At 61.1% G+C, this 23,273-nt stretch carries 22 protein-coding genes; 9 read left to right on the top strand and 13 right to left on the bottom strand.

Features of this window, described 5'->3' with window-relative positions; genetic code table 11:
* The first annotated feature begins 71 nt into the window (after positions 1–71).
* The 7 genes from F3I62_RS13710 (at position 72) to F3I62_RS13680 (ending at position 6,143) form a co-directional block, all read left to right on the top strand.
* On the top strand, positions 72–632 hold the full coding sequence (locus tag F3I62_RS13710) for a DUF3365 domain-containing protein (protein WP_160490198.1): 561 nt from the start codon (positions 72–74) through the stop codon (positions 630–632).
* Positions 629–898 carry a metal-sensing transcriptional repressor gene (locus tag F3I62_RS13705; RefSeq protein WP_160490197.1) on the top strand — a complete coding sequence of 90 codons (270 nt, stop codon included), beginning with the start codon at positions 629–631 and terminating at the stop codon, positions 896–898. Before F3I62_RS13710 ends, F3I62_RS13705 begins: the two co-directional genes overlap by 4 nt.
* 19 nt (positions 899–917) lie before the next feature.
* Positions 918–1,463: a rhodanese-like domain-containing protein gene (locus tag F3I62_RS13700; protein WP_160490196.1), complete on the top strand. Its 546-nt coding sequence runs from the start codon at positions 918–920 to the stop codon at positions 1,461–1,463.
* On the top strand, positions 1,463–2,218 hold the full coding sequence (locus F3I62_RS13695; protein WP_160490195.1) for a sulfite exporter TauE/SafE family protein: 756 nt from the start codon (positions 1,463–1,465) through the stop codon (positions 2,216–2,218). The genes F3I62_RS13700 and F3I62_RS13695 overlap by 1 nt, the downstream gene beginning before the upstream one ends.
* A gap of 1 nt (position 2,219) precedes the next feature.
* Positions 2,220–2,912: an MBL fold metallo-hydrolase gene (locus tag F3I62_RS13690; RefSeq protein WP_160490194.1), complete on the top strand. Its 693-nt coding sequence runs from the start codon at positions 2,220–2,222 to the stop codon at positions 2,910–2,912.
* A gap of 108 nt (positions 2,913–3,020) precedes the next feature.
* On the top strand, positions 3,021–5,774 hold the full coding sequence (locus F3I62_RS13685) for a hybrid sensor histidine kinase/response regulator (protein ID WP_160490193.1): 2,754 nt from the start codon (positions 3,021–3,023) through the stop codon (positions 5,772–5,774).
* A 132-nt stretch (positions 5,775–5,906) separates the two neighbouring features.
* On the top strand, positions 5,907–6,143 hold the full coding sequence (locus tag F3I62_RS13680) for a YheU family protein (RefSeq protein ID WP_160079186.1): 237 nt from the start codon (positions 5,907–5,909) through the stop codon (positions 6,141–6,143).
* 142 nt (positions 6,144–6,285) lie between these two features.
* On the opposite strand, the gene F3I62_RS13675 is transcribed toward F3I62_RS13680, so the two are convergent.
* The 3 genes from F3I62_RS13675 to F3I62_RS13665 form a co-directional block, all read right to left on the bottom strand.
* Positions 6,286–6,618, bottom strand: coding sequence for a YnfA family protein (locus F3I62_RS13675; protein ID WP_160490192.1), 333 nt, complete (start codon positions 6,616–6,618; stop codon positions 6,286–6,288).
* A 46-nt stretch (positions 6,619–6,664) separates the two neighbouring features.
* The gene (locus F3I62_RS13670) at positions 6,665–7,093 is read right to left on the bottom strand and encodes a hypothetical protein (protein WP_160490191.1); all 429 of its coding nucleotides are present in this window, start codon (positions 7,091–7,093) and stop codon (positions 6,665–6,667) included.
* Between the two features lie 231 nt (positions 7,094–7,324).
* Positions 7,325–8,497 carry an MFS transporter gene (locus F3I62_RS13665; protein ID WP_160490190.1) on the bottom strand — a complete coding sequence of 391 codons (1,173 nt, stop codon included), beginning with the start codon at positions 8,495–8,497 and terminating at the stop codon, positions 7,325–7,327.
* A 233-nt stretch (positions 8,498–8,730) separates the two neighbouring features.
* Here F3I62_RS13665 and F3I62_RS13660 point away from each other — a divergent pair, with 233 nt between their 5' ends.
* Together F3I62_RS13660 and F3I62_RS13655 are read left to right on the top strand one after the other, a co-directional pair.
* A complete protein-coding gene (locus F3I62_RS13660) occupies positions 8,731–10,308 on the top strand; it encodes a GGDEF domain-containing protein (RefSeq protein ID WP_160490189.1) in 1,578 nt (525 codons plus the stop codon).
* A gap of 268 nt (positions 10,309–10,576) precedes the next feature.
* Positions 10,577–12,628, top strand: a complete 2,052-nt coding sequence (locus tag F3I62_RS13655) for a hypothetical protein (protein WP_372240132.1) — start codon at positions 10,577–10,579, stop codon at positions 12,626–12,628.
* 75 nt (positions 12,629–12,703) lie between these two features.
* On the opposite strand, the gene F3I62_RS13650 is transcribed toward F3I62_RS13655, so the two are convergent.
* From F3I62_RS13650 to F3I62_RS13605, 10 genes are all read right to left on the bottom strand, one after another.
* Positions 12,704–13,930 (bottom strand): O-antigen ligase, encoded by a 1,227-nt coding sequence (locus F3I62_RS13650; protein WP_160490187.1) that lies wholly within the window; start codon positions 13,928–13,930, stop codon positions 12,704–12,706.
* A gap of 82 nt (positions 13,931–14,012) precedes the next feature.
* Positions 14,013–15,398: an undecaprenyl-phosphate glucose phosphotransferase gene (locus tag F3I62_RS13645; RefSeq protein ID WP_178122516.1), complete on the bottom strand. Its 1,386-nt coding sequence runs from the start codon at positions 15,396–15,398 to the stop codon at positions 14,013–14,015.
* A 134-nt stretch (positions 15,399–15,532) separates the two neighbouring features.
* Entirely contained in the window at positions 15,533–16,417 is an 885-nt protein-coding gene (gene rfbD / locus F3I62_RS13640; RefSeq protein WP_160490186.1) for a dTDP-4-dehydrorhamnose reductase, read from the bottom strand.
* Between the two features lies 1 nt (position 16,418).
* Positions 16,419–16,961 (bottom strand): dTDP-4-dehydrorhamnose 3,5-epimerase, encoded by a 543-nt coding sequence (rfbC, locus tag F3I62_RS13635; RefSeq protein ID WP_160490185.1) that lies wholly within the window; start codon positions 16,959–16,961, stop codon positions 16,419–16,421.
* Positions 16,958–17,836: a glucose-1-phosphate thymidylyltransferase RfbA gene (rfbA, locus tag F3I62_RS13630; RefSeq protein WP_160490184.1), complete on the bottom strand. Its 879-nt coding sequence runs from the start codon at positions 17,834–17,836 to the stop codon at positions 16,958–16,960. The genes rfbC and rfbA overlap by 4 nt, the downstream gene beginning before the upstream one ends.
* Positions 17,833–18,924: a dTDP-glucose 4,6-dehydratase gene (gene rfbB, locus F3I62_RS13625; protein WP_160490183.1), complete on the bottom strand. Its 1,092-nt coding sequence runs from the start codon at positions 18,922–18,924 to the stop codon at positions 17,833–17,835. Before rfbB ends, rfbA begins: the two co-directional genes overlap by 4 nt.
* Positions 18,925–18,963: 39 nt before the next feature.
* A complete protein-coding gene (locus F3I62_RS13620; protein ID WP_160490182.1) occupies positions 18,964–20,055 on the bottom strand; it encodes an acyltransferase in 1,092 nt (363 codons plus the stop codon).
* A 79-nt stretch (positions 20,056–20,134) separates the two neighbouring features.
* On the bottom strand, positions 20,135–21,544 hold the full coding sequence (locus tag F3I62_RS13615; protein WP_160490181.1) for a mannose-1-phosphate guanylyltransferase/mannose-6-phosphate isomerase: 1,410 nt from the start codon (positions 21,542–21,544) through the stop codon (positions 20,135–20,137).
* 203 nt (positions 21,545–21,747) lie between these two features.
* Positions 21,748–22,302 carry an acyltransferase gene (locus F3I62_RS13610; protein WP_160490180.1) on the bottom strand — a complete coding sequence of 185 codons (555 nt, stop codon included), beginning with the start codon at positions 22,300–22,302 and terminating at the stop codon, positions 21,748–21,750.
* A 14-nt stretch (positions 22,303–22,316) separates the two neighbouring features.
* Positions 22,317–23,234, bottom strand: coding sequence for a glycosyltransferase family 52 (locus F3I62_RS13605; RefSeq protein WP_160490179.1), 918 nt, complete (start codon positions 23,232–23,234; stop codon positions 22,317–22,319).
* Positions 23,235–23,273: the final 39 nt, after the last annotated feature.

The following is a 23,273-nucleotide window of genomic DNA, read 5'->3' as shown; positions in this document are numbered from 1 at the left end:
ACCGGTCCTTGCCTTCGTTCGCCTTCGCCAACATACTCCATGGGGTATACAAAACCCAGGGAGTGCCATCCATGCGCCTGTTGCTTATCTGTGCCGCCCTGCCCGCGCTGGGCTGGGCCGCCGCACCGCTCGACAGCGACCGCCTGGCCGCCGAAGCCGCCAGCCTGATCCCGCCGTTCCAGCAGCAGCTGCTGCAGACCGTGCAGCAGGCCGTCGCCAGCGGCGGCCCGACGGCGGCGGTCGAGGCCTGCCAGGCACTCGCCCCCGGCATCGCCGCGCAGCACAGCCAGAGCCCGTGGCGCATCGGCCGCACGGCCCTGCGCCTGCGCAACCCGGCCAACCAGGCGGATGCCTGGGAACGCCAGGTGCTGGAAGACTTCGCCCGGCGCAGCCAGGCCGGCGAGCCGCTGGCGCAGATGCGCCAGGCGGCCGTGGTCGCTGGCGAATTCCGCTACATGCAGGCCATCGCCACCGGCGAACCCTGCCTGGCCTGCCACGGCAGCCAGATCAAGGCGCCCGTGGCGGCACTGCTCGACCAGCGTTATCCCCAGGACCAGGCCCGCGGCTTCCAGCTGGGCGAACTGCGCGGCGCCTTCACCCTGCGCCGGCCAATCAGCGAGGTACAACCATGACCACGGAAATCCGTGCGCCCCACCAGGACGCCATGCTCAAGCGCCTGGCCCGCGTCGAAGGGCAGGTCCGCGGCATCCAGGCGATGATCCGCCGCGGCGAGGAGTGCGAGGCCATCGCCCAGCAGTTCGCCGCCGCGCGCAAGGCCCTGGATAAGGCCTATCAGGAAATGCTCGCCTGCCTGCTCGAGGAAGCCGTACTCGACCCGGCGCGCGACGATGCCGAAACCCTGGCGCGCGTGCGCGCCATCTTCACCAAATACACTTGATACCCCCCGGGAGTACCCTATGAACCAGTCTTTCTGCCTGATCGACGCCCCGCGCTTCGCCGCCGCCCAACACCAGGGCCGGGTGCGTTTTCTTATCGACGTGCGCAGCCCGGCGGAATTCCGCGCCCAGCATGTGGCCGGCGCACGCAATGTGCCGCTCGACCAGCTCAACCCCGAGCAGCTGGTGGCCCAGCTCAAGAGCGAAGGCCTGCACAGCGGCGATGAGCTCTACCTGCTGTGCCAGCGCGGCCAGCGTGCCCAACGCGCCGCCGAACAGCTGCAGCACCTGCTGCCCGGCATCCAGGTGGTCGACGGCGGCACCGACGCCTGCGTGGCCTGCAGCATGCCGCTGAACCAGGCCGCCAGCAGCGGCGTGATCAGCCTGCAGCGCCAGGTGCAGATCAGCGCCGGCAGCCTGGTGCTGCTCGGCTGCATCCTCGGCACCTGGCTGCACCCCGGCTGGTACGGCCTGGCCGCCTTCGTCGGCGCTGGACTGACCTTCGCCGGCATCAGCAACACCTGCGCCATGGCCCTGCTGCTCGCGCGCATGCCCTGGAACCGCTGATGGAGGGGCTGCTGTTCGAGACCCTCGGCATCGGTGCCGTGCTCGGCCTGCTGCTCGGCCTGACCGGGGCCGGCGGCTCGCTGGTGGCCCTGCCACTGCTGCTCAGTCTGCACCTGCCGCTGCGCGACGCCATCGGCGTGAGCCTCGGCGCCGTGGCCCTAACCGCCCTGGTCGGCGCCATTCCGCGTGCCTTCCAGGGCCTGGTGGCCTGGCGCCCGGTGCTGCTGCTGAGCCTGTGCGGCCTGCCGGGCAATGCCCTGGGCCAGTGGCTGGGGCGTTTCGTCGCCGAGGCGCCGCTGCTCATCGCCTTCTGCCTGCTGGTACTGTGGTCGGCCTGGCGCATGTGGCACGGCGCCCGCCTGCCGCGGCAGGAGCAGGCCATCACCCGCCACCTGCCGCTGGTCGGCATCGGCCTGGCGGTCGGCCTGCTCTCCGGCCTGCTGGGCGTCGGCGGCGGCTTCCTGGTGGTGCCCGCCCTGCTCTGGTTCACCCCGCTGTCCATGCTGGCCGCCACGGCCACCTCGATGGCGGTGATCGCCCTGGTCTCCGGCGGCGGTTTTGTCCTCTACCTGAGTGGCGCCAGCCCTTCGCCCCTGCTGCTCGCCAGCCTGGCCATCGGCGGTGCACTCGGCGTGCTGGGCGGCAACCTGCTGGCGCAGCGCCTCGGCGGGCCGCTGCTGCAACGTCTATTTGCCCTGATGCTGGTCGTGGTCAGCCTGTCGCTGGCCGCGCAGAAACTCCTCGGAGGAGCCTGAAATGCTGTTTCGCCAATTCTTCGATAGCCTCAGCTCGACCTACACCTACCTGCTCGCCGACCAGGGCGAAGCGGTGCTGATCGACCCGGTCAAGGACAAGCTGGACGATTACCTGCACCTGCTCGGCGAGCTGCAGCTGCGCCTGGTGCTGGCCGTGGACACCCACACCCATGCCGACCACATCACCGCCCTCGGCGGCCTGCGCGACGCCACCGGCTGCCGCAGCGGCTTCGGCGCCCAGAGTGGCAGCACCTGCGCCAGCTTCACCTTCGCCGACGGGCAGCGCCTGGCCTTCGGCCGGCGCGAGCTGATCGCCTGGCACACCCCCGGGCACACCGATGACTCCTACTGCTTCCTGCTGCCGGCCAGCGCCGGCGAGGCGGCCCAGGTGTTCACCGGCGACACCCTGCTGATCCGCGGCAGCGGGCGCACCGACTTCCAGAACGGCGACGCCCGTGCGCAATGGGCCAGCCTGCAGCGCCTGCTCGCCCTGCCAGGCGACACCGCCGTCTGGCCGGGCCACGACTACCGGGGCTGGACGCGCTCCAGCATCGCCGAGGAGGCCGCACACAATCCGCGCCTGCAGGTGGCCGACGCCGAGGCCTATGCCCGCCTGATGGCCGGGCTGAAGCTGGCCAACCCGCGCCTGATGGACGTTGCCGTACCGGCCAACCGCGCCTGCGGCCAGGGCTGAATGCCCGGCGGTGCAACAAGGCGGGCACGGCTTCGCGCCAGTGCTTGAAGCACCGCCCGCATCCGGGCAAAGTGCTGCGACAGACGTACCAAACCATGGGGTTCGCGGATGCCTCGCTTCTGTCTGGCCGTGCTCCTGCTGTGCCTCGCCAGCCCCCTCTGGGCCCTCGCCCCGGCGCCTCTGGACCGGGACCAGCTGCGCCTGTCGCTGGCGCCCTACATGGGCTACCACGAAGACCGCGACGGCAGCCTCAGCCCGGCCCAGGTGCAGCAGCTGCCGGACAGCGACTTTAAGGGCATCGACGGCGACCACGCCAACCTCGGCAAGAATGCCTCGGTGTGGTGGTTCAAGCTGCGCCTGGTCAACAGCCGCCCGCAACCGCTCTCCGGCTACCTGGAAGTCAACTACGCCCTGCTCGACCGGATCGACGTCTACCTGCAGGACGCCGACGGGCGCCTGCAACACCAGCAGAGCGGCGACCGCTTCGCCTTCGCCCAGCGCCCGGTGCAGGTCCGCCACTTCTGGTTCCCCCTGCAGCTGCCGCACGGCAGCAACACCCTGCTGCTGCGCGTGGAAAGCACCAGCACCCTGTTCGTGCCGCTGTTCTTCAGCACCTACGGCGCCAGCGCGGCGGCCCAGGAAAACCTCATGGGCATCAACGGCGCCTTCTACGGTGTGCTGTTTGCCATGTTCATCTACAACCTGTTCCTGTTCATCTCGCTGCGCGAACGCGCCTACTTCTGGTACCTGATCTACAACGTCAACGTCGGCCTGTTCGCCGCCTGCTTCGACGGCATGCTGTTCAAGCTGCTGCCCGACCATGTGGCCCTGCAGTCGGTGAGCATCTACATCCTGATGTACCTGCACTGCCTGAGCGCCACCCAGTTCAGCCGGCATTTCCTGCACACCCGCCTGCACTTCCCGCGCCTGGACCGCTACCTGCGCCTGCTCATGCTGGCGGTCTTCGCCGGCCTGCTGTCGGCGCCGCTGATCGGCCTGCAGGCCTGGAACATCCTGGCCAGCCTCAGCGTGCTGGTGGTCTCGCTGCTGCTGCTGCTCACCGGGGTGTATGCCTGGCGCCAGGGCATCCGCCATGGTTCCTACTATGTGCTGGCCTGGAGCGTGCTGCTGGTCGCCTTCATGCTGGTCACCAGCGGTTCACTGGGCGTCGAACTGTTCGGCATCTATGGCTCGGCGGTGGTCAAGATCGGGGTGACCATCGAACTGCTGACCCTGTCCATCGGCCTGGCCGACCGCATCAACCTGCTCAAGGAGGAAGGCTACCGCTCGCGCCAGGCCGCCGAGCAGGCGGCGGTCGAGAACCTGGCCAAGAGCCGCTTCCTGGCCAAGATGAGCCACGAGATCCGCACCCCGCTGAACGGCGTGCTGGGCATGCTGCAGCTGCTGCGCGACACCAGCCTGGACCGCAACCAGCGCTTCTACGTGGACACCATCAGCAGCTCCGGCAGCTCGCTGATGACGGTGATCAACGACATCCTCGACTACGCCCGCATCGAGTCCGGCAAGCTCAGCCTGGAGGAGATCGAGTTCGACCTCGAGCAGCTGGTTTCCGACACCCTCAGCCTGTTCACCGGCCAGGCCCTGGAAAAGCGCCTGCGCCTCTACGTCAGCCTGGAGCGCGGCGTGCCGCGACGGATCAAGGGCGACCCGATGCGCCTCAAGCAGGTGCTGATGAACCTGCTGAGCAACGCCCTGAAATTTACCCAGGAAGGCCATGTGGTCCTGCACATCAGCATCCGCAGCGACAGCCGGGGCCAGGCGCACCTGTTCTTCGCCATCCGCGACAGCGGCATCGGCATCCGCGCCGACAGCCTCGGCCAGCTGTTCAAGTCCTTCGTCCAGGGCGACTCCAGCACCACCCGGCGCTACGGCGGCAGCGGCCTGGGCCTGGTGATCAGCAAGGAACTGGTGGAGATGATGCACGGGCACATTGAGGTGCAGAGCACCCCGGGCCAGGGCAGCCGCTTCGCCTTCGATATCCCGCTGCAGGCGGTGCACGAGCCAGTCGACGAGCTGGCCGCCCTGCTCAACGGCCGCAGCGTCCTGCTCTGCTCGCTGGACGGCCTGGGCCTGGAGGCCCTCGGCCACCTGCTCGGGCGCTGGGGCATGCGCACCGAGCGCTGCCAGGACCCGCAGCGCCTGGCGGACTACCTGGACGACTTCAGGAGCCCGCCCCTGCTGGTGCTGATGACGCCATGGCCGGGCAGCATCGGCCACTGGCTGGACAGCATCGGCCCGCATCTGCAGCCCGGCCAGCGCGTCCTGCTGCTGCACCCGCCGCAGCAACAGCTGCAACTGCCGGACCACCACGGCCTGCGCCTGCTCAACCTGCCGCTGCCGGTGGCCCTCACCAGCCTGCGCGGCACCCTGCTGGAGCTGTACAGCGAACGGCGCAGCGCGCCGCGCCCGTTGCTCGACGAGCCGCGCGGGGCGGGCAGCGCCACGCCGTGCATCCTGGTCGCCGAGGACAATGCGGTGAACCAGCTGGTGGTCCAGGGTTTCCTCAAGAAACGCGGCTACTGCGTGCGCCTGGTCGGCAACGGCCTGGCCGCGGTGGCCGAGTACCGGCGCGACCCGGCCTCGATCCAGCTGATCCTGATGGACTGCGAGATGCCCGAGCTGGACGGCTTCGACGCCACCCGGCAGATCCGCCAGCTGGAGCACAACCGCCGCCTGCCGGCGGTGCCGATCATCGCCCTGACCGCGCACATCCTCGACGAGCACCGCGAGCACGGCGCCCGCGCCGGCATGAACGACTTCCTCGGCAAGCCGCTGGACTGCCAGCTGCTCTACAGCACCCTGGACCGCTACCTGCTCGAGCAGACGCTGCAGCAAACCTAGCCCGCGGCAAGGACTGGCCGGTGGCCGTTGTCGCCCCGACGAGACCGCCTGGCGGCAAGCCAAGCCGGCAAAATTGCGCAGCTATTTTCGCGACCGCAGACTAGGATGGCCGCCCGCCAACAAGGACCCGCCATGCTGATCCCCCACGACCTGCTCGAAGCCGAGACCCTGACCCGCCTGCTGGAAGACTTCGTCAGCCGCGAAGGCACCGACAACGGCGACGAGACGCCCCTGGCCACCCGCGTCGAGCGGGCGCGCAAGGCCCTGCTCAAGGGCCAGGCGTTGATCGTCTTCGACCCGGAAAGCCAGCAGTGCCAGCTGTTGCTCAAGGAGCAGGTACCGCGCGAGTGGCTGCAGGAACAGGACTGAGCGGTGGCTTGCGCGCTGTCTAGCGCCGCAGCCCGCGAAGATGCACAGAGGACGCCCGCCCGCAGGGTGCGCCGTGCGCATCAGGGATATTACGGGGGATTCAGGTGCGCACGGCGCACCCTACGGGGAGCTTTACTGGTTCTCAGCGCCAGCCCAGGCGCGGCCCGAGCAGGATGATCGCCGCGCCGAGCAGGCACACGCCCGCGCCCAGCCAGTCGCTGGTCAGGGGCCGAGTGCGCTCGACCGCCGCCAGCCAGAACAGCGAGGCGACGATATAGACCCCGCCATAGGCGGCGTAGGCGCGCCCGGCATAGGCGGCCTCGACGCGGGTCAGCAGCACGGCGAACAGGCACAGGCTGAGCAGCGCCGGCGCCAGCCACCAGGCGCTCTTGCCCAGGCGCAGCCACATCCAGAAGGCGTAGCAGCCGGCGATCTCGAACAGCGCGGCGAGAAAGAACCACAGGTAATTGAGCATTCAGCTGCCTCTTCAAGCCAATCGGACACCCGGGCGCCGCCACCACTCAACCGCGCAGGCAGCCCTCGCGCTCCCACACGCAGCGCATGCGCAGGTCGTCCTCCTGCGGGCTGTGGAAGCCGCTCTCGGACTCCCAGCGGAAGGTGTGCAAACCGTTCAGCTCGGTTTCCAGATGGACCACCGCGCTGGCCCAGTACAGGCGCTTGAGTAGCGCCTCGAACTCCTGCACCCACAGGCTCCACTCGTACTCGATGGCCCGGTAGCTGGCGCCGAAGTGGATCACCTGGGTCTGGTACAGGCCCTCGCCCTCGTTGCCGCAGAAGGAGAACATCTCGCGGCCGAGAAACGGCCAGGCATCGCCCTGGGGCAATTGCTCGAGCACCCGGCGGTTGGTGCTGCGCCGCAGCAGGCGCTGCTCGCGCTCCCCGGACGGCCAGTCACGGATGCAGCCATAGACGATGGATTCGGGCTCCACGCGGGTACTCCAAGAAATGCAGGCTGCCTTCTATCACAGGGCCTTGCCGCTGCAAAGGAACCAGTGCCCAAGAACCTGTTTACCATCCCTCGTAGGGTGCGCCGTGCGCACCACAAAACCACGTGCAGGCCTCTGGTGCGCGTGGCGCACCCTACGCAGAGCTGCCCGGTTCTGAAATCAGTGGGCCCAACACCTTCGTTGGTAGTGCCTGGAAAAGATCGCAAACAGGTTCTAACTCTGGCGATCCGGCGCCGCCCTCGGGCTGCGCAGGCGCCAGGCGATCAGGGTCATCAGCCCGCCGAGGGCGGTCAGGACCATGAATGGCAGCCGGTAGTCGCCGGCCAGGTCGCGCCCCAGGCCCACCAGGATCGGCGCCAGACAGGCCATGCAGTAACCGGCGCAGAGCATCATCGCGGTCCAGCGGCTGACCGCCAGCGGCGTGTGCACCTCGTACAGCGGCAGCACCAGCGACAGGGCGAACGAGCCGCTCAGCGCCAGGCCCATGAGCATGGCCCAGAGCTCCGGCAGCTGCTGCGGCAGGAAGGTGACCATGCCCAGGCTGAGGGTCATCGCCAGGCCGCAGCACACCAGCAGCGGCTGGCGAATGCCGAAGCGCTGGGCCAGCCAGGGCAGCAGCCAGGCGCTGGGCAGGCCGACCAGCATGAAGGTGCCGAACAGACCGTTGCTGTACGGCAGGCTGAAACCGGCCTCGTGGTAACGCGCCACCAGCCAGGTGGCCATGCTGTAGAACATCCCGGCCTGGATGGCGAAGAAGCCGGTGACCAGCCAGGCCCGCGGCTCGCGCCAGGGCAACCCGGCGCCATCGCTGGCGCTGGCGGTTTCCTTGCGGTTGGGCAGGCGCGCCCACAGCAGCACGGCGAGCAGCGCCGGCAGCGCCCAGGCCGCCAGCCCGGCGGTCCAGTCATCGCCCAGGGCGCGGGTCAGCGGGATGCTCAGGACCGCACCGCCGGCGCCGCCGATGGCCATGCCGAAGGAGTACCAGCCCACCACGCGGCCGATGTGCTCGACGAAATGGCGCTTGATGAAACCGGACAACAGCGGCCCGGTCAGTGCGATGCCGGTGCCCATCAGCACGGCGCTGCCGATCAGCAGCACGCCGCTCTGCCCGCCCAGGCGCAGCAGCAGGGCCAGGCAGATCAGGGCCAGGCAGGCGGTGATGGTGCGTTCCAGGCCGATGCGCGTGGCAAAGCGCGGCGCCAGGGGCGCCAGCAGGCCCATGCACAGCACCGGCAAGGCCGTGGTCAGGCTGATCAGCCCGCGGCTCAGGGACAGTTCGGCGGCGATCCGCTCGATCAGCGGTGCCAGGGAGGTGATGCCGGGGCGCAGGTTGATCGCCGCCAGCAGCAAGGCCAGCATCAGCAGGGCCCGGGAAACAGGTTTCACAGCAGATCCAAACGCACGGCAGCCACACAGGCCGGGCCGCCCACCCTACCCCGCCGGCCGTGACGCGGACAAGCCTGCCAGGCAAAAAAGTTGACCAAGCAGACAATCCAGGCGCACGACGTGCGTCCCGCCCGGGCGGAAAACCGCTAGAGTGAAAGCACAGTGCCAGCTCAGGGTCCGCCGTGTCATACCGCCCGCCTCACCTCCCGCGCCGTGCCGCCCGGCAGTCGCTCTTGCTCCTGCTGCTGATCTGCCTGGGCTGCGGCGGCGCCACGGCAGGCGACAGGCTGCGCCTGCAACTGCGCTGGCTGCACCAGTTCCAGTTTGCCGGCTACTACATGGCCCTGGAAAAAGGCTATTACCGCGACGCCGGGCTGGATGTGGAAATCCTCGAGGGCGGCCCGCAGGCCCTCAAGCCGGTGGACGCCATCCTCTCCGGACGCAGCGATTTCGCCATCAGCAACAGCGGCGTGGTGATCGAGCGCATGGCCGGCAAACCGGTGGTGGCACTGGCGGCGATCATGCAGACCTCGCCCATCGTGTGGATCGTGCGCGCCGACTCGGGCATCCGCACCCCCGCGGACCTGGCCGGCAAGCGCCTGATGCTGATGCCCGCGCCGGAAAGCGCCGAGCTGCTGATCACCCTGCGCCGCGAAGGCATCGATATAGGCCAGCTGAATATCCAGCCGACCAGCTTCGACCCGCAGGACCTGATCGATGGCCGCACCGACGCCTATGACGGCTACATCTCCAACGAGACCTACTGGCTGGCCCAGCGCGGCGTCGACTACCGCCTGATCAACCCGCGCGAATACGGGGTGAACTTCTACAACGATGTGCTGGTGACCCGCGAACAGCTGCTCAGGGACCGGCCGAAACGGGTCGCGGCGTTCGTCCAGGCCAGCCTCAAGGGCTGGCAATACGCCCTGGAGCACCAGGAAGAAAGCATCCAGCTGATTCACCGGCGCTATGCCCCCGGCAAGAGCCTGGAGCACCTGCGCTTCGAGGCCGACGCCCTGCGCAAGCTGATCATGTCCGACCTGGTGCAGCTCGGGCACATGAATCCCGGACGCTGGGACGCCATCGCCAACAGCTACGTGCAACTGGGCATGGCGCCCGGCCCGGTCAACCTGAGCGGGTTTCTCTACAGCGAACACCTCGAGCAGGACAACCGCACCCTCTACCTGGGCGGCGCCATTGCCCTGCTGGTCATCCTGCTGATGGGCACCGTGGCCCTGCGCTTCGCCGCCCTGTCGCGCGCCCTGCAGCGCGAGATCAACCGTCGCCAGGACACCGAGCAGCAGCTGCTCACCAGCAACGCGACGCTGGAGCGCCTGGCCAATACCGACCGCCTGACCGGGCTGTGGAACCGCCTGAAGTTCGAGGAAGTGGCGCAGCAGGAAGTCGGCCGCGCCGAGCGCTACGGCTATCCCCTGTCGCTGGTGTTCTTCGATATCGACCACTTCAAGGAGATCAACGACCGGCACGGCCATGAAATCGGCGATCAGGTGCTGTGCCGCCTGGCCGATCGGGTCCGCGAACACCTGCGCGACTCGGACAGCCTGTGCCGTTGGGGCGGCGAGGAATTCCTCATCCTCATGCCGCATACCGACCAGCAGCAAGCGCGCCAGCTGGCCGAGAAACTGCGCGAGCTGATCAGCGCAAGCCCGCTGCTCGAGCGGCAGCCGATCAGCGCCAGCTTCGGCATCGCCCAGCTGCAACCCGGGGAACTGCTGCGCGACCTGGTGCGCCAGGCCGACACCGCGCTGTACCGGGCCAAGCAACTTGGGCGCAATCGGGTAGAAACCTGAGCGAAAACGCCAAGAAGTTCCCCAAACCACCCTGCCGCCGGCTCGAACAATGCCCATTGGCTGTATATAGTGCAGAGCCATGCAACAAGAAGGCATTTAGCCACCAAGCCTCCCTGCAACGCCGCCCACACGCCGGATGTCGATGATGAAAACAAAAAAAGACGCAGTGTCCACCGTTTCCGAAGCGCGCCCCGTCATAGCCGAAAGCCCCGAAACCGTAGCGCCCCCGCGGACACTCCTCAGCCCCGCCGGCAATGGCGAGCAGTACATGTACTTCACCGAGCGCGACATCGAGCGCATCCTGGAAAACCTCGACGGCCTGCGCGAACGGGTCTTCCCCAAGGTGCTCAGCGACGACGGCAGCGATGTGCGCGCCAGCCAGCACTTCCCCTCGGTGTGCCTGATCGGCCTCGGCCGCTGCGGCTCCAACATCGCCCTGGACGTCGCCTCACTGGTGTACAACGCCCGCAAGTTCTACCTCAACGAATTCAGCAACCAGGAAAAGCCGGCCAACGAACAGCGCCCGACCAGCTGGATCCGCAGCAACCTGCGCCTGTCGCCCAGCCGCGCGGCCAAGCCGGTATTCCTCATCGAGCCGCTGGTGATGCTCGGCGACCTGGACAAGGATATCGAGGGGCGCATCCGCTTCTCGCGCAAGACCGAGAAGAGCGGCTTCCTCAGCGACTACAGCAAGATGAAGATCATGGACCTGTCCGAGGTGCATGCCGGCGGCGCGGGCAACGCGCCGATCCTCGGCCAGTACCTGGCCAAGATCATCCTCAACAAGGACACCCAGCGCTTCACCAATGCCGACTGGAAGTTCATCCACAGCTACCTGATCGACTCCTGCGGGATCAAGGCCAACCAGTCGCGCCTGTACTTCTACATCTTCAGCGCCGGCGGCGGCACCGGCTCGGGCATGGCCTCGGAATTCGGCCTGGCCCAGCAGTTCGCCTACATGAGCAAGACCTTCGAGACCAAGACCGAAGAGAGCAGCGACGACAACCGCGACCACTCCTTCGTCTTCGAGCCGATCTTCACCAGCGGCATCTGCATCCTGCCGAACATCTCCGACCAGCGCATCGAGATGTCCGAGGCCCTGCACATCAACGCCGGCCGCCTGCTGTGCAAGTACCTCGCCGAGGAGTGGGACTTCTCCTACAACTTCGACAACGAGGAGACCGGCGAAGAAAGCGTGATGCGCCGCATCCGTCCGTGGAACGCGATGATGCTGATCTCCAACGACATCATGCGCTACGCCGAGGAAAGCGACGGCGGCAACATCCAGAACATCGACGTGAACGCCATGGAGCGCCACGCCAACCAGTACATCTCGCAGCAGATCTTCAACATCCTCACCGCCCAGGCGGTGACCACCGACTACGACCAGAACTACTTCCGCCGCGCCGGCATCGACATCGGCGAGACCATCCGCCTGGATGCCAACGACCTGTTCATGAGCCTGGCCGGCCCGGTGGCCGTGGCCTACGCCGAATCGGTGGTGGCCGAACAGGCGCCGCCGGCGCCCACCGACAAGTTCAAGGTATTCGAGAAGGAGCAGCCCAAGCTCAACATCGACGACCTGTTCTTCCGCTCCATCGACCTGCCGCACTTCAACAAGGCGACCCAGGCCATCGAAGGCATCAGCCTGCTGCCGATCGAGTCCAAGCGCTACCGCGCGGCGCTGGAGCAGTACAAGAAGGGAGGCTTCGACGCCAGCGCGCTGAGCGACCTGCACTTCTTCAAGAACTGCTCCTCGGTGGTCTCCATCGTGTCCCTGCCGAAGGACTACAAGCTGTCCTACATGGACCTCAACCGCCTGAAGAGCCACCTCAACAGCCTGTTCCCCAACACCACCCTGAAGCGCTACGCGCTGGTCATCGGCGCCTCGGCCAACCTGTCGCTGACCACCCTGATCGTCAAGAGCCCGTGCCTGTCGGACGACTTCCTGACCCTGATCGTGGCCTTCATCAAGCGCTGCTTCGCCCGCGACCAATACCGCTACGACGACAGCCTGGACAACGCCATGCTCGACTTCATCGTCTCCGAGGAGTTCGATGAAGAACTGATCGAAACCATGCTCAACGAGTACGAAAACCCGGCGAAGATCCTCGACACCAACTGGTATGCGATCAAGCCGATGTACGAGAAGAAGTACCGCGAGCTGATCCACGACCAGGACAAGTTCGTCTCGATCAACGACATCCGCCTGTCGCGCGACAGCGTGAAGAAAACCATCAAGTACCTGCGTGAGATCTACCGCCACCGCGTCGGCAAGACCCGGGTCATCTCGCTCAACGACTACAGCGGCAAAGCCTGATCGGTTAACTGCCATGCCAACGAAAAGGGCCTGCAATTGCAGGCCCTTTTTATTCGTACTGGAACTATGCAGCGGTCATTGCCCACGGATGGTCTGAGCAGCCGAATCCGGTTTCCGTACCCCAAGCAAGATCCCCACCGGGAACCAGAAGACCACCCAGTACGGACTGGGGCGATGGAAGACCGCATACACATCGGACACCATCGCCACCATGGCAAATACCAGCAAGGCGATACCCAAGCGCGCCAGGGGTTGCTCACGGCATTGCCAGCCCTTCCACAGCAGGCTCAGGAGCAAGGCTGCAAACAGACCTATACCCACCACGCCATATTGATACCAGAACTGGAGGTAAAGGCTGTGGGCATGAATGAACTGTTTCCCTGCCAGAAAGCTGCCCGTCGGAAAAGTAAAGTGAAAATCAGCTCCCGCCCCACTACCCCATAGCCAGAATGAGCTAAAGCGCTCAATCCATGCACTCCAGATGTAGTTTCTTCCCGTCACCCCTCTCGCGCGCTCAAGCTGCATTTCAGGCCAGAACAAATAGGCTGCCACCAACAACAGGATCAACCCTAAGCCCAGCAAACCGTAGGCTTTTCGGTTGGAAAACATAATCAGCAGCAGGAGGCCAGCGGCACCTAGGGCAAACCACGCTCCCCGGGAAAAGGTGAAGGCCACATAGGCCACCAGGCCAAGCATGGCAACCGCAAGCAATAGGGCTCGGCCAACACTCATCCGCCAGTGCACGAAGAGCCAGGTCAGCAAAACGGCGAATACTCCGTAGTAAAGCCCTGCGACAATAGGGTGTTGGAGATCCGCCAAACCGTTCCAGCCCATCGTTTCTAAACGCTGTCGCCGCAAAACGGCATAGTCCAGCGAACGCTCCAACACTCCGAATTGGTAATACAGCGTGAGCCAGGCGAACAGAGCAGCCACTACAACGGCTCCCGCTAGCACCCAGCCGAAGCGCTGCGGCTGCCACGCCAGTCTGGCCACGGCGTATAGATAAAGCCCGAGGAGCGTTACAACCTTGAGCCAATGCCAAAAAGATTTCTCCGAGCCAGGGTGCACGCCTCCAACCAGTACAACCCAAACGGCCAGCACGACAAAGAAATAGACCGGCCACTGGCGCCACAAGCCAAAAGCCAGACGCTCCTTCAACAGTAACAAAAGAGCCGGCAAAAACAGTAGCAGGTATAGCTGTGTGGCATAACGGCTGTCGTCATTGTTGAAGAGAACGCCAGCCAGTTGAACGAACAAGCCTATCGACATCCAGCCCAACAGCAGCCCATCCAAACGCCCCATGAATCTAAACACCAATCCCTCCCACACATATACGGAGTAAAACAACAAATGAAACTAGAGCAATGCACAACGGTAAACCAGCTCAATATGCTGTCTTGCTTACAAATCCCTTGAGCACTGTCCAGAAAATAATTTTTATATCCAGCCATAGTGACCAGTTATCGATATACCAGAGGTCATGCTCGACACGCTTCTGCATCTTGTCCAGCGTATCAGTTTCCCCACGGTAACCATTCACCTGGGCCCAGCCGGTAATCCCTGGTTTGACTTTGTGCCGCTGCATATAGGACTCCACCAAGTCCTTGTAATATTCGTTATGCGCCAGGGCATGAGGGCGCGGCCCGACAATCGACATGCGCCCCTGTAGCACATTGAAGAACTGCGGCAGCTCATCGAGGCTGGTGCGACGAAGAAACGCCCCCACCTTGGTTACCCGCGCATCACCCTTGGTTGCCTGCGTAACCGTACCGGACGATTCGTTATGCACCACCATGGAACGAAACTTGTACACCTTGAACCGCTTGCCATTGATTCCCGTGCGGTATTGCTTGAATACCACGGGACCGCTGGAGGTTAGCTTGATTGCCACGCCGATAGCCAAGCAGACCGGTACTATCATCAAAGAAATCAGACCACCGATGACTATGTCCTCGATGCGTTTGACAACGCGTGCGGGCCCCTCCATGGGGCTGCAACTCAGATCCAGCGAATAAAGCCCGGCTATGTTGCTGACTTTGTGGTTCAGCAAGGGAATATCCCCCCACTCGGGGATAAAGCGAATCTCCACCGTGTGGTGGCGCAGCTCGTACAGCACGGCTTTGATAGCATCGCCGGCCGTCAGCGGCAAGCACAGCCACACCTCATGGGCCTTGCTCTGGCTAACCGCCTCAACAAGCGCTCCCAACCAGGCATCGCTGGTGTCGAATGGCAGGCAATGCGCCACATGGTAGCCATATTCGCGCAGCGAGCGCCCGTGGTTGAGCTGGTGCGCCGCATCACCACCTGCATCGACCAGCACCACGCTCTTCAGGTTACGACCACTCGAACGCAGCATGCGCAAGAGCTGGAACACGCTCAAACGGGTCAACGTACAGGCGATACAACCCAACCCCAGCATCACAAAGAACCATTTCCGGGAGTAGGAATCGGAGATTTTGAGAAAGAATGTCAGCGTCAGAGTAATGCCGATCGCCGCCAGCCAACCGAAGTACAAGCCACCGAGCTGATGCCAAAACGATCGCCCGCGCCAGGAGCGATACATACCGCATAACCAGAGGCTTAACATCACCAGTAAGGCGAAGAGGAATGTGGTGAGCGTATAGCGCCCATTCATTGCCAGAGTGCCAAACCGCCATAGGTAGGCCAGATAACCGCTGGCCACCACGAGGAGAAAGTCCAGGACCGCCGCCAGCATGGCCACGGGGTAACGCTCAGCAAAAGTGGGTTGGTATGGGCGATTGAACAACATGACTTCAGTACTGCTCCCTGCCACGCAGACAGATCGAAAAGAAAGGGTCATTGCATTGGGCCCGCACCATAGCAGGCGTCAACCTAAATCACGACCCGTTGAGATCAAGCCAGGCGCAGTTCTACAACAAAGCGCTAGTGGGTTTGCGTCAACTCACCAAGGAGATCAGCCAATTCAATCCGCCAATCTGGAATGGCGATGCCGAACATCGAGCTCAAACGAGAGCAATCCAGAACCGACCACTGAGGCCGCCGCGCAGGCGTCGGGTAGTCTTCGGTTCTGATGCGATGAACATTCGGAACTCGTGCAATCAGCCCCTGCTCATGGGCTTGCTGGAAGATTTCCTCGGCAAAGCCATGCCAGCTGCAGGCAGGCAAGCCACTGAAATGATAGACACCCCAAGTCAATTCACCGCGCTGCACGTATAGCTGCGTCAATTGCCAAAGCGCCACAGCGATACTGCGGGCCGAAGTAGGACCGCCATGCTGATCGGCGACCACCGACAGCTCATCGCGCTCACGCCCGAGACGCAGCATGGTCTTCACGAAGTTATTGCCGTGGACGCCGAATACCCAGCTGGTACGCAGAATCAGATGGCGCGAGCAGTGCTCAGCCAAAGCCTGCTCGCCCGCGAGCTTGCTGGCGCCATACACGCCGGTAGGGCCGGTAGAATCGCTCTCGCGGTAGGGTTCGGCAGCATCGCCAGCGAATACATAGTCCGTTGAAATATGCAGGAGCGGGATAGTCAGGCGCTCGGCCGCGCAAGCCAGGTTAGCGACCCCATCGCGATTGACCGCAAAAGCCCGCGCAGCATCGCTCTCGGCCTTGTCCACGGCGGTGTAGGCGGCGGCGTTGATGATCAACTGCGGCTGAATCCGGGCAACCACCTCGGCCACCTGGTTGGTATTGGCGATGTCCAGCTCGGCCGAACCCAAGCCGACAACCTCAAACCCTGCGGGAGCGCAACGCATCAATTCGTTGCCGACTTGGCCATGTGCCCCGGTAATGAGTACCCTCATATCAGCCCTCACGCCCCAACAGCTGGCGAAGCGTCGGATTCGCCTGATCCTTTGCGGACAACTGCGGAGTATCCAAAGGCCAGGGAATGTTCACATCCGGATCGTTCCAGAGCAAACCGCCCTCATCCGCCGGGAAATACAAGTCCGTGCACTTGTACTGGAAGTCCGCCACTTCACTCAACACACAGAAGCCATGGGCATAACCTGGCGGCACCCAGAGCTGACGATGGTTCTCATCGTTCAGCTCGACACCGACATACTGCCCGCAGGTCGGCGAGTCGGGGTTGATGTCCACAGCCACGTCATACACCGCACCGCGGCTGACGCTGACCAGCTTGCCCTGCGGCCGGGTGCGCTGGAAATGCAGGCCGCGCAGCACGCCGCGCTGCGAGCGGGAATGGTTGTCCTGGACAAACGGCAGGCCGATACCCGCCTCCCGGTAGCGTTCAACCTGAAAGGTCTCGAGGAAAAAACCACGATGATCACCGAATACTTTTGGCTCGATGATCAACACGCCAGGCAATTGCGTTTCTAACACCTTCACTGAGCAGCCTCCTGCTCCAGCAGCCGCTGCAGATATTGGCCATAGCCGGTCTTGCTCAGCGCCTTAGCCTGCACCGCCAATTGCTCGGGAGTCAGCCAGCCCTGGTGATAGGCAATTTCCTCCAGGCACGCCACCTTGAGCCCCTGCCGAGCCTCGATGGTATGCACGAAGTGGCTCGCTTCCATCAGCGAGTCATGGGTACCGGTGTCCAGCCAGGCGAACCCGCGCCCGAGCAAGCTTACATGCAACTCGCCACGCTCGAGGTAGGCATTGTTCACATCGGTGATTTCCAGCTCGCCACGCGCAGAAGGCTTGACCTGCTTGGCGATCTCGACCACCGAGTTGTCGTAGAAATACAGGCCGGTTACCGCATAGTTCGAGCGCGGGTTCTGCGGTTTCTCCTCGATGGAAACCGCCTTGCCCGCCGCATCGAACTCCACCACGCCAAAACGCTCCGGGTCGGTCACGTGATAGCCGAAAACCGTGGCGCCGCGCCCACGCCCCGCCGCCTCGCGGAGCATGGCGCTGAAGCCGTAGCCATAGAAGATGTTGTCGCCGAGGATCAGGCAGACATCGCTGCCACCGATGAATGACTCGCCAATCAAAAAGGCCTGAGCCAGGCCATCGGGAGACGGCTGCTCCGCGTAGCTCAGCTCGATACCAAAATCGCTGCCGTCCCCCAGCAGCTTGCGGAAGTTCGGCAAATCTTCCGGCGTGGAGATGATTAACACCTCGCGGATACCGGCCAGCATCAGCACCGACAAGGGGTAATAGATCATCGGCTTGTCATAGATGGGCAACAGCTGCTTGGACACGCCCCGGGTAATGGGGTGCAGACGGGTACCGGAACCGCCCGCGAGAATGATGCCTTTCATGCCTGTTCCCCCAAACGCCCCAGCCGATAATCGCCACTCAACACACGCTGCCACCAGTTGCGGTTATCCAGGTACCACTGCACGGTCTTGCGCAGCCCAGTTTCGAAGGTTTCTTCCGGCTTCCAACCCAACTCACGCTCGATCTTGCTGGCGTCAATGGCATAGCGCCGATCATGCCCAGGTCGATCCTTCACAAAGGTAATCAGCTCTCTGTAGGAGCGGTGGGGACGCCCAGTCCTTTCGTCGCGATCATCTGCTCCCGGCACCAACTCATCCAGCAGGTCGCAGATCGTCTCCACCACCTGCAGATTGCGCTTCTCGTTATGCCCACCAATGTTGTAGGTCTCGCCCACCACACCTCGGCTGACCACCTCGCACAGTGCGCGCGCGTGATCTTCCACATACAGCCAGTCGCGGATCTGCGAACCGTCGCCATACACCGGCAACGGCTTGCCCGCCAGCGCATTGAGGATCACATGCGGGATCAGCTTCTCCGGGAAATGGTACGGCCCGTAGTTGTTCGAGCAGTTCGTCACCAGCACCGGCAGGCCATAGGTGCGCTGCCAGGCACGCACCAGATGGTCCGAACTGGCCTTGGACGCCGAATAGGGTGAACTCGGCGCATAGGACGTGGTTTCGGTAAACAGATCCTCGGTGCCTTCCAGATCGCCATACACCTCATCGGTGGAGATGTGATGGAAGCGGAATGCCGCCTTGCTTTCTTCCGCAAGGCCATTCCAGTAGCGACGCACGGACTCGAGCAGGGTGTAGGTACCGACAATATTGGTCTGGATGAAGTCGGCAGGCCCGTCGATGGAGCGATCCACATGCGACTCGGCGGCCAGGTGCATCACCGCCGTTGGCTTGAACTCGGCCAACACCGCATCCAGCGCAGGCGCATCGCAAATATCGACCTGGTAGAAGCGATAGCGTGGCGAGTCGGACACCGAAGCTAAAGAATCCAAGTTGCCGGCATAGGTCAGCTTGTCGAGATTGGCGACTTCAAAATCCATGTTATTTATTAAATGTCGAACCACGGCAGAACCGATGAATCCGGCGCCGCCGGTAACTATTATTTTTCCAACCACTCAACACCTCTTTTATTACTCAACGAGAATACGAGCCAACTAGACAGCATAAGACTCTTTTCTACTCAGAGTAAAATTCCGATATTTCTTATTAACAAAATCTCGAACAGGCACCTCCATAGAGAAGTAAACCAAAACCGAGAGCAGCAAAAGTGAAACAAAATACAACCAGAATGCGACATCTCCTGAAAGACTATATTTCCTGACAAAAAAACTATTAAAAGCCAGAAAAACTGGAAGCTGTAAAATATACAAGGCATAACTAGCCTCACCAAGAGCCACAGAAACCCTATTCGCCAGCAACCACTCGAAGCCACGAGATGCCACAACCACGGAAAATATGAACAACGCAAACAATGGCGCAAGACCACCCGCGGCATTCAAAAAACGAACCCCCCAGAATACAGAAACGCGACTATTAAGCACCCAGTAAATTAGAGCCGCCGAGAAAAGAGCCACAATAAAACAACAACGCTTAAATACCACCCCATACCCCGTACAACTCTTCAAAACCAAAGCAGTCGCGATACCTACAAAGAAACTGGAGAGATGCGAAACTGGAAAATAAAAAATCAAACCATGGCTAACCTTGCCACCAGCCTTGTAGAATTCAGAATCAAAAAGATTGCCCAGCACAATCTGAGAAAAAAACCAGAGAACCAATACTGCACCTGCGAACCCAATCGCAGAAAATTTAAAATCTTTTATTAAATAAATAATGAACGGAAAAAGCGCATAAAAGAAAATCTCAACAGAGATAGACCACCCCGGAGAATTACCCCCCACAGCATACTGAGGGAACCAAGCCTTGAGCATGGACAAATCACTAAAAAACTGCCAAAAGCTCAAAGGCCTAATAATAGTCAAAGCAAATAACGCTAAAATGTAGACAGGCATTATCCTCGCAAACCTTGCAACAAGGTATTCATCAAATCTAAAATTCTCCCTTGCCAGGTACACATGTGCCATTATGAAACCGGAAAGAACGAAGAAAAAACCAACCATCTGCGGCCCTGCCGTAAAGAACCCTCTCCCGGCAATGTTAAGCAGATGTATATCTCGACCAAAATGAAAAATAACAACAATAGCTGCTGCCCAAAATCTGAGCCCAGTCAAGACATTGGTATTCAATCAACCCACCGTTGCGCCAGCGATATAAATTTTTTAATGGGCATCCAACGCCCCTCTGTACAAACATCGACCATGGCGATTAGAGCCTGCCGTATTTATCCTCAAAACGCACAATATCGTCTTCACCCAGATAGGAACCGGACTGCACTTCAATCAGCTCCAGTGGAATGACACCCGGATTTTCCAGCGCATGCACTTGGCCGATAGGGATATAAGTAGACTGGTTCTCGGTGACCAAATAAGTTTTGTCGCCGTTAGTGACCTTTGCCGTGCCACTAACCACGATCCAATGTTCGGCCCGGTGGTGGTGCATCTGCACCGAAAGTTTGGCTCCCGGCTGCACAGTGATGCGTTTGACCTGATAGCGGTGACCATTATCAATGGAATCGTACATACCCCAAGGGCGGTAGACTTCGCGATGGTTAACGTGCTCGTGACGCCCATCGGCCTTGAGCCGTTCGACGACCTGCTTGACCTCTTGCACATGATCCTTGTGCGCTACCAGTACCGCGTCCTTGGTCTCGACGATCACCAAATCCTCGACACCCACAGTAGCCACTAACCGGCTGTCTGCATGTACGTAGCTATTATGGGTTGCCAGATCAAGCACATCGCCTTTGAATACATTGCCCTTGGCGTCCTTGGTGCCGACCTCCCATAGCGCCAACCAAGAACCAATATCGCTCCAGCCGGCATCCAGCGGCACCATTATCGCATGCTCTGTCTTTTCCATAACCGCGTAGTCAATGGAGTCCGCCGGGCAGGTGGAAAAAGAAGCTGCATCTACGCGGGTAAAATGTACGTCCTGCTTCCCGGCACCAAGCGCCTGGCGGCAGGCAGTGAGAATCTCTGGCTGGAAACGCTCCAGCTCTTCCAAGTAGCGACTGGCGCGGAACATGAACATCCCACTGTTCCAGTAGTAATTGCCGCTGGCGAGGTACTCTTGAGCCGTAGTCAAACTCGGCTTCTCTACAAAACAGTTAACCGCGAAACCGCCCCCTTCGACGCTAGCCCCCTTCTCGATGTAGCCATAACCGGTCTCCGGATGGCTAGGGACGATGCCGAAGGTCACCAGTCTGCCAGCAACGGCCAGCGGCAACGCAGTACGAATGCTGGAGAGGAAAGCATCCACGTTCTGGATCAGGTGATCCGCAGCAAGAACCAGCAGCACGGGATCACCCTCCTCCTGAACAGCCTGCAATGCCGCCAGGGCGATGGCCGGAGCGGTATTGCGGCCAACCGGCTCAAGAAGAATGTTGGCTTGCTCCATACCCAGCTGACGCAACTGCTCGGCGGCCAGGAAGCGATGCTGCTCGTTACAGATCAGCCGCGGCAAACCGACATCCAACTCATCCAAACGGCGAATGGTGGCCTGCAACATGGACAGTTGGGTATCAGCCAGCGTCAGGAACTGCTTGGGATTGAGCTGACGCGAGAGCGGCCACAGGCGGGAGCCAGAACCGCCTGCCATGATTACCGGGATAAGCATATTGATATTCCTTTGCGGCTGCAGGGTCACAGTACAACACTGCTAGATATGGAATCGAAGTTGGAGCATTACGCCGCATAGCCATGCTCCAGCATTATCTCGCCAACCGGCCCGATGAGGCCCGGGAAACCAAAAGGCATTAACCAATGCGGTGACTGCATTGGTTACACATCCAAGAGTACTAACGGCTGAGCCGAGCGCGATCAGCACCGCTCCCACGCTCCGAACTCAAGATTGTAACGCTTGACCACTCGCGCAGGAGCGCCAACAAGTACCGAATGGGGGGGGAATACACCACGTACAACCGCATTGGCGCCTACGATACAGCCATCGCCAAGAATGGTACCGGCTTGTATACGCGCACCAATACCAAGAAAGCAATTTTCACCAATGCGGGTAGTGGCAACCCTGTCCGGCTGATCAAATACCGAAACACCCACTTGCTCAAAGGTATGATCTGTATCGGTAACAAAAACATCACCGGAAATCAGGCACCCACTTCCAATGTGCAGATCATTACCGGCAATCACATGAAAATTCTGACCAATGGAAACATTGTCATGAATGAAAAGCCGCCCCTGGCCATGACACTCCGCACGCAAGCCGGGAAAGATACGCACACGCCTGCCGATATTCATACGGCGAACGCCCAGCAAAAAAGCTGGACGACCAATATAACCTGGAAAGCCAAATCTGCCGAATATCGCACAATACAAAATGGCACGAATCGCCCAACATGCTTTATAAAAAATCGCCATTATTGGACTCCCACTCACCTTCCAGGCTGACCGATACTCGAGAAATCTTTGACGACCCTAACACCGAGCTCGGGAAATTTCGACAATGCGCGCTCAACTTGTCGCAACCCAAATAAACCAGGACAAAAACTTCTACTCTCACCACTTAAATTTATTATCGCCGTGGAAAAAGCGGTTGTGCAGTGCAAATACTTGACAGTACACAAATAACTCTGCGTCTTGACACCTTTGACCACCCGCACTTTCGATTGATTGAAGATCAGTGATTGCTCCCTGGGATGGGGCAAATAGTCCACCATGATGCCGGACTGATCGTAGATACTCTCGATTATCGATACATAGCGAGATGCACTCAAATATCCATCATCGACCAGTGGCTGCCCGATGAACGCGATCCGATCAAGCGCTTCTACAAAAGCAGGTTCCTGAACCGGATACCTAAGATTCTTTTGGATAAATCTATCCCTTGTAACTATCTCATCCCTTCGATGCTGCTCGGAGAGCAGCCCCTTATGATACGCACCAAAGGCCACCTTGATAAAATTTTTAGCAATGGATTTATATTTATGACCAGTACCAATGTAGTAGCCAAGCCCATCCTCCCACAACTCCACCTCTATGCCATTTTTTAAGCAGTAATCGATTATATATTTATGATACGGCTTAGCATCTGCAAAAATTATGAGATTGCCAGCCCCTGACTCAGAAATCAATCTCGACAAATTCTTATAAAGAGCCCTTGCCCTCCTAATTGAACTTATGGGATTCAAAGAAAACTGGTCAGCCTCAAAAAAAGAAAAATTCGCCCCTAAGGGCAGATTTTTTTCATACGGTGCAGAATTGCGCCTAATCAGATAGAGATCGACTTCAGGATGGTTTTCCTTTATCAACTCTATGTGATACACAGTTTCTGGCAGAGCGATAGTTCGCATATTTTGGCTTCACTAATAACTTATATTATCAAATACAAT

Source organism: Pseudomonas sp. R-28-1W-6 (genome assembly GCF_009799925.1).
Taxonomy (GTDB): Bacteria; Pseudomonadota; Gammaproteobacteria; order Pseudomonadales; family Pseudomonadaceae; genus Aquipseudomonas.
The sequence above is the reverse complement of the archived record's forward strand: the minus strand, read 5'-3'. Positions and strand labels throughout refer to the sequence as shown.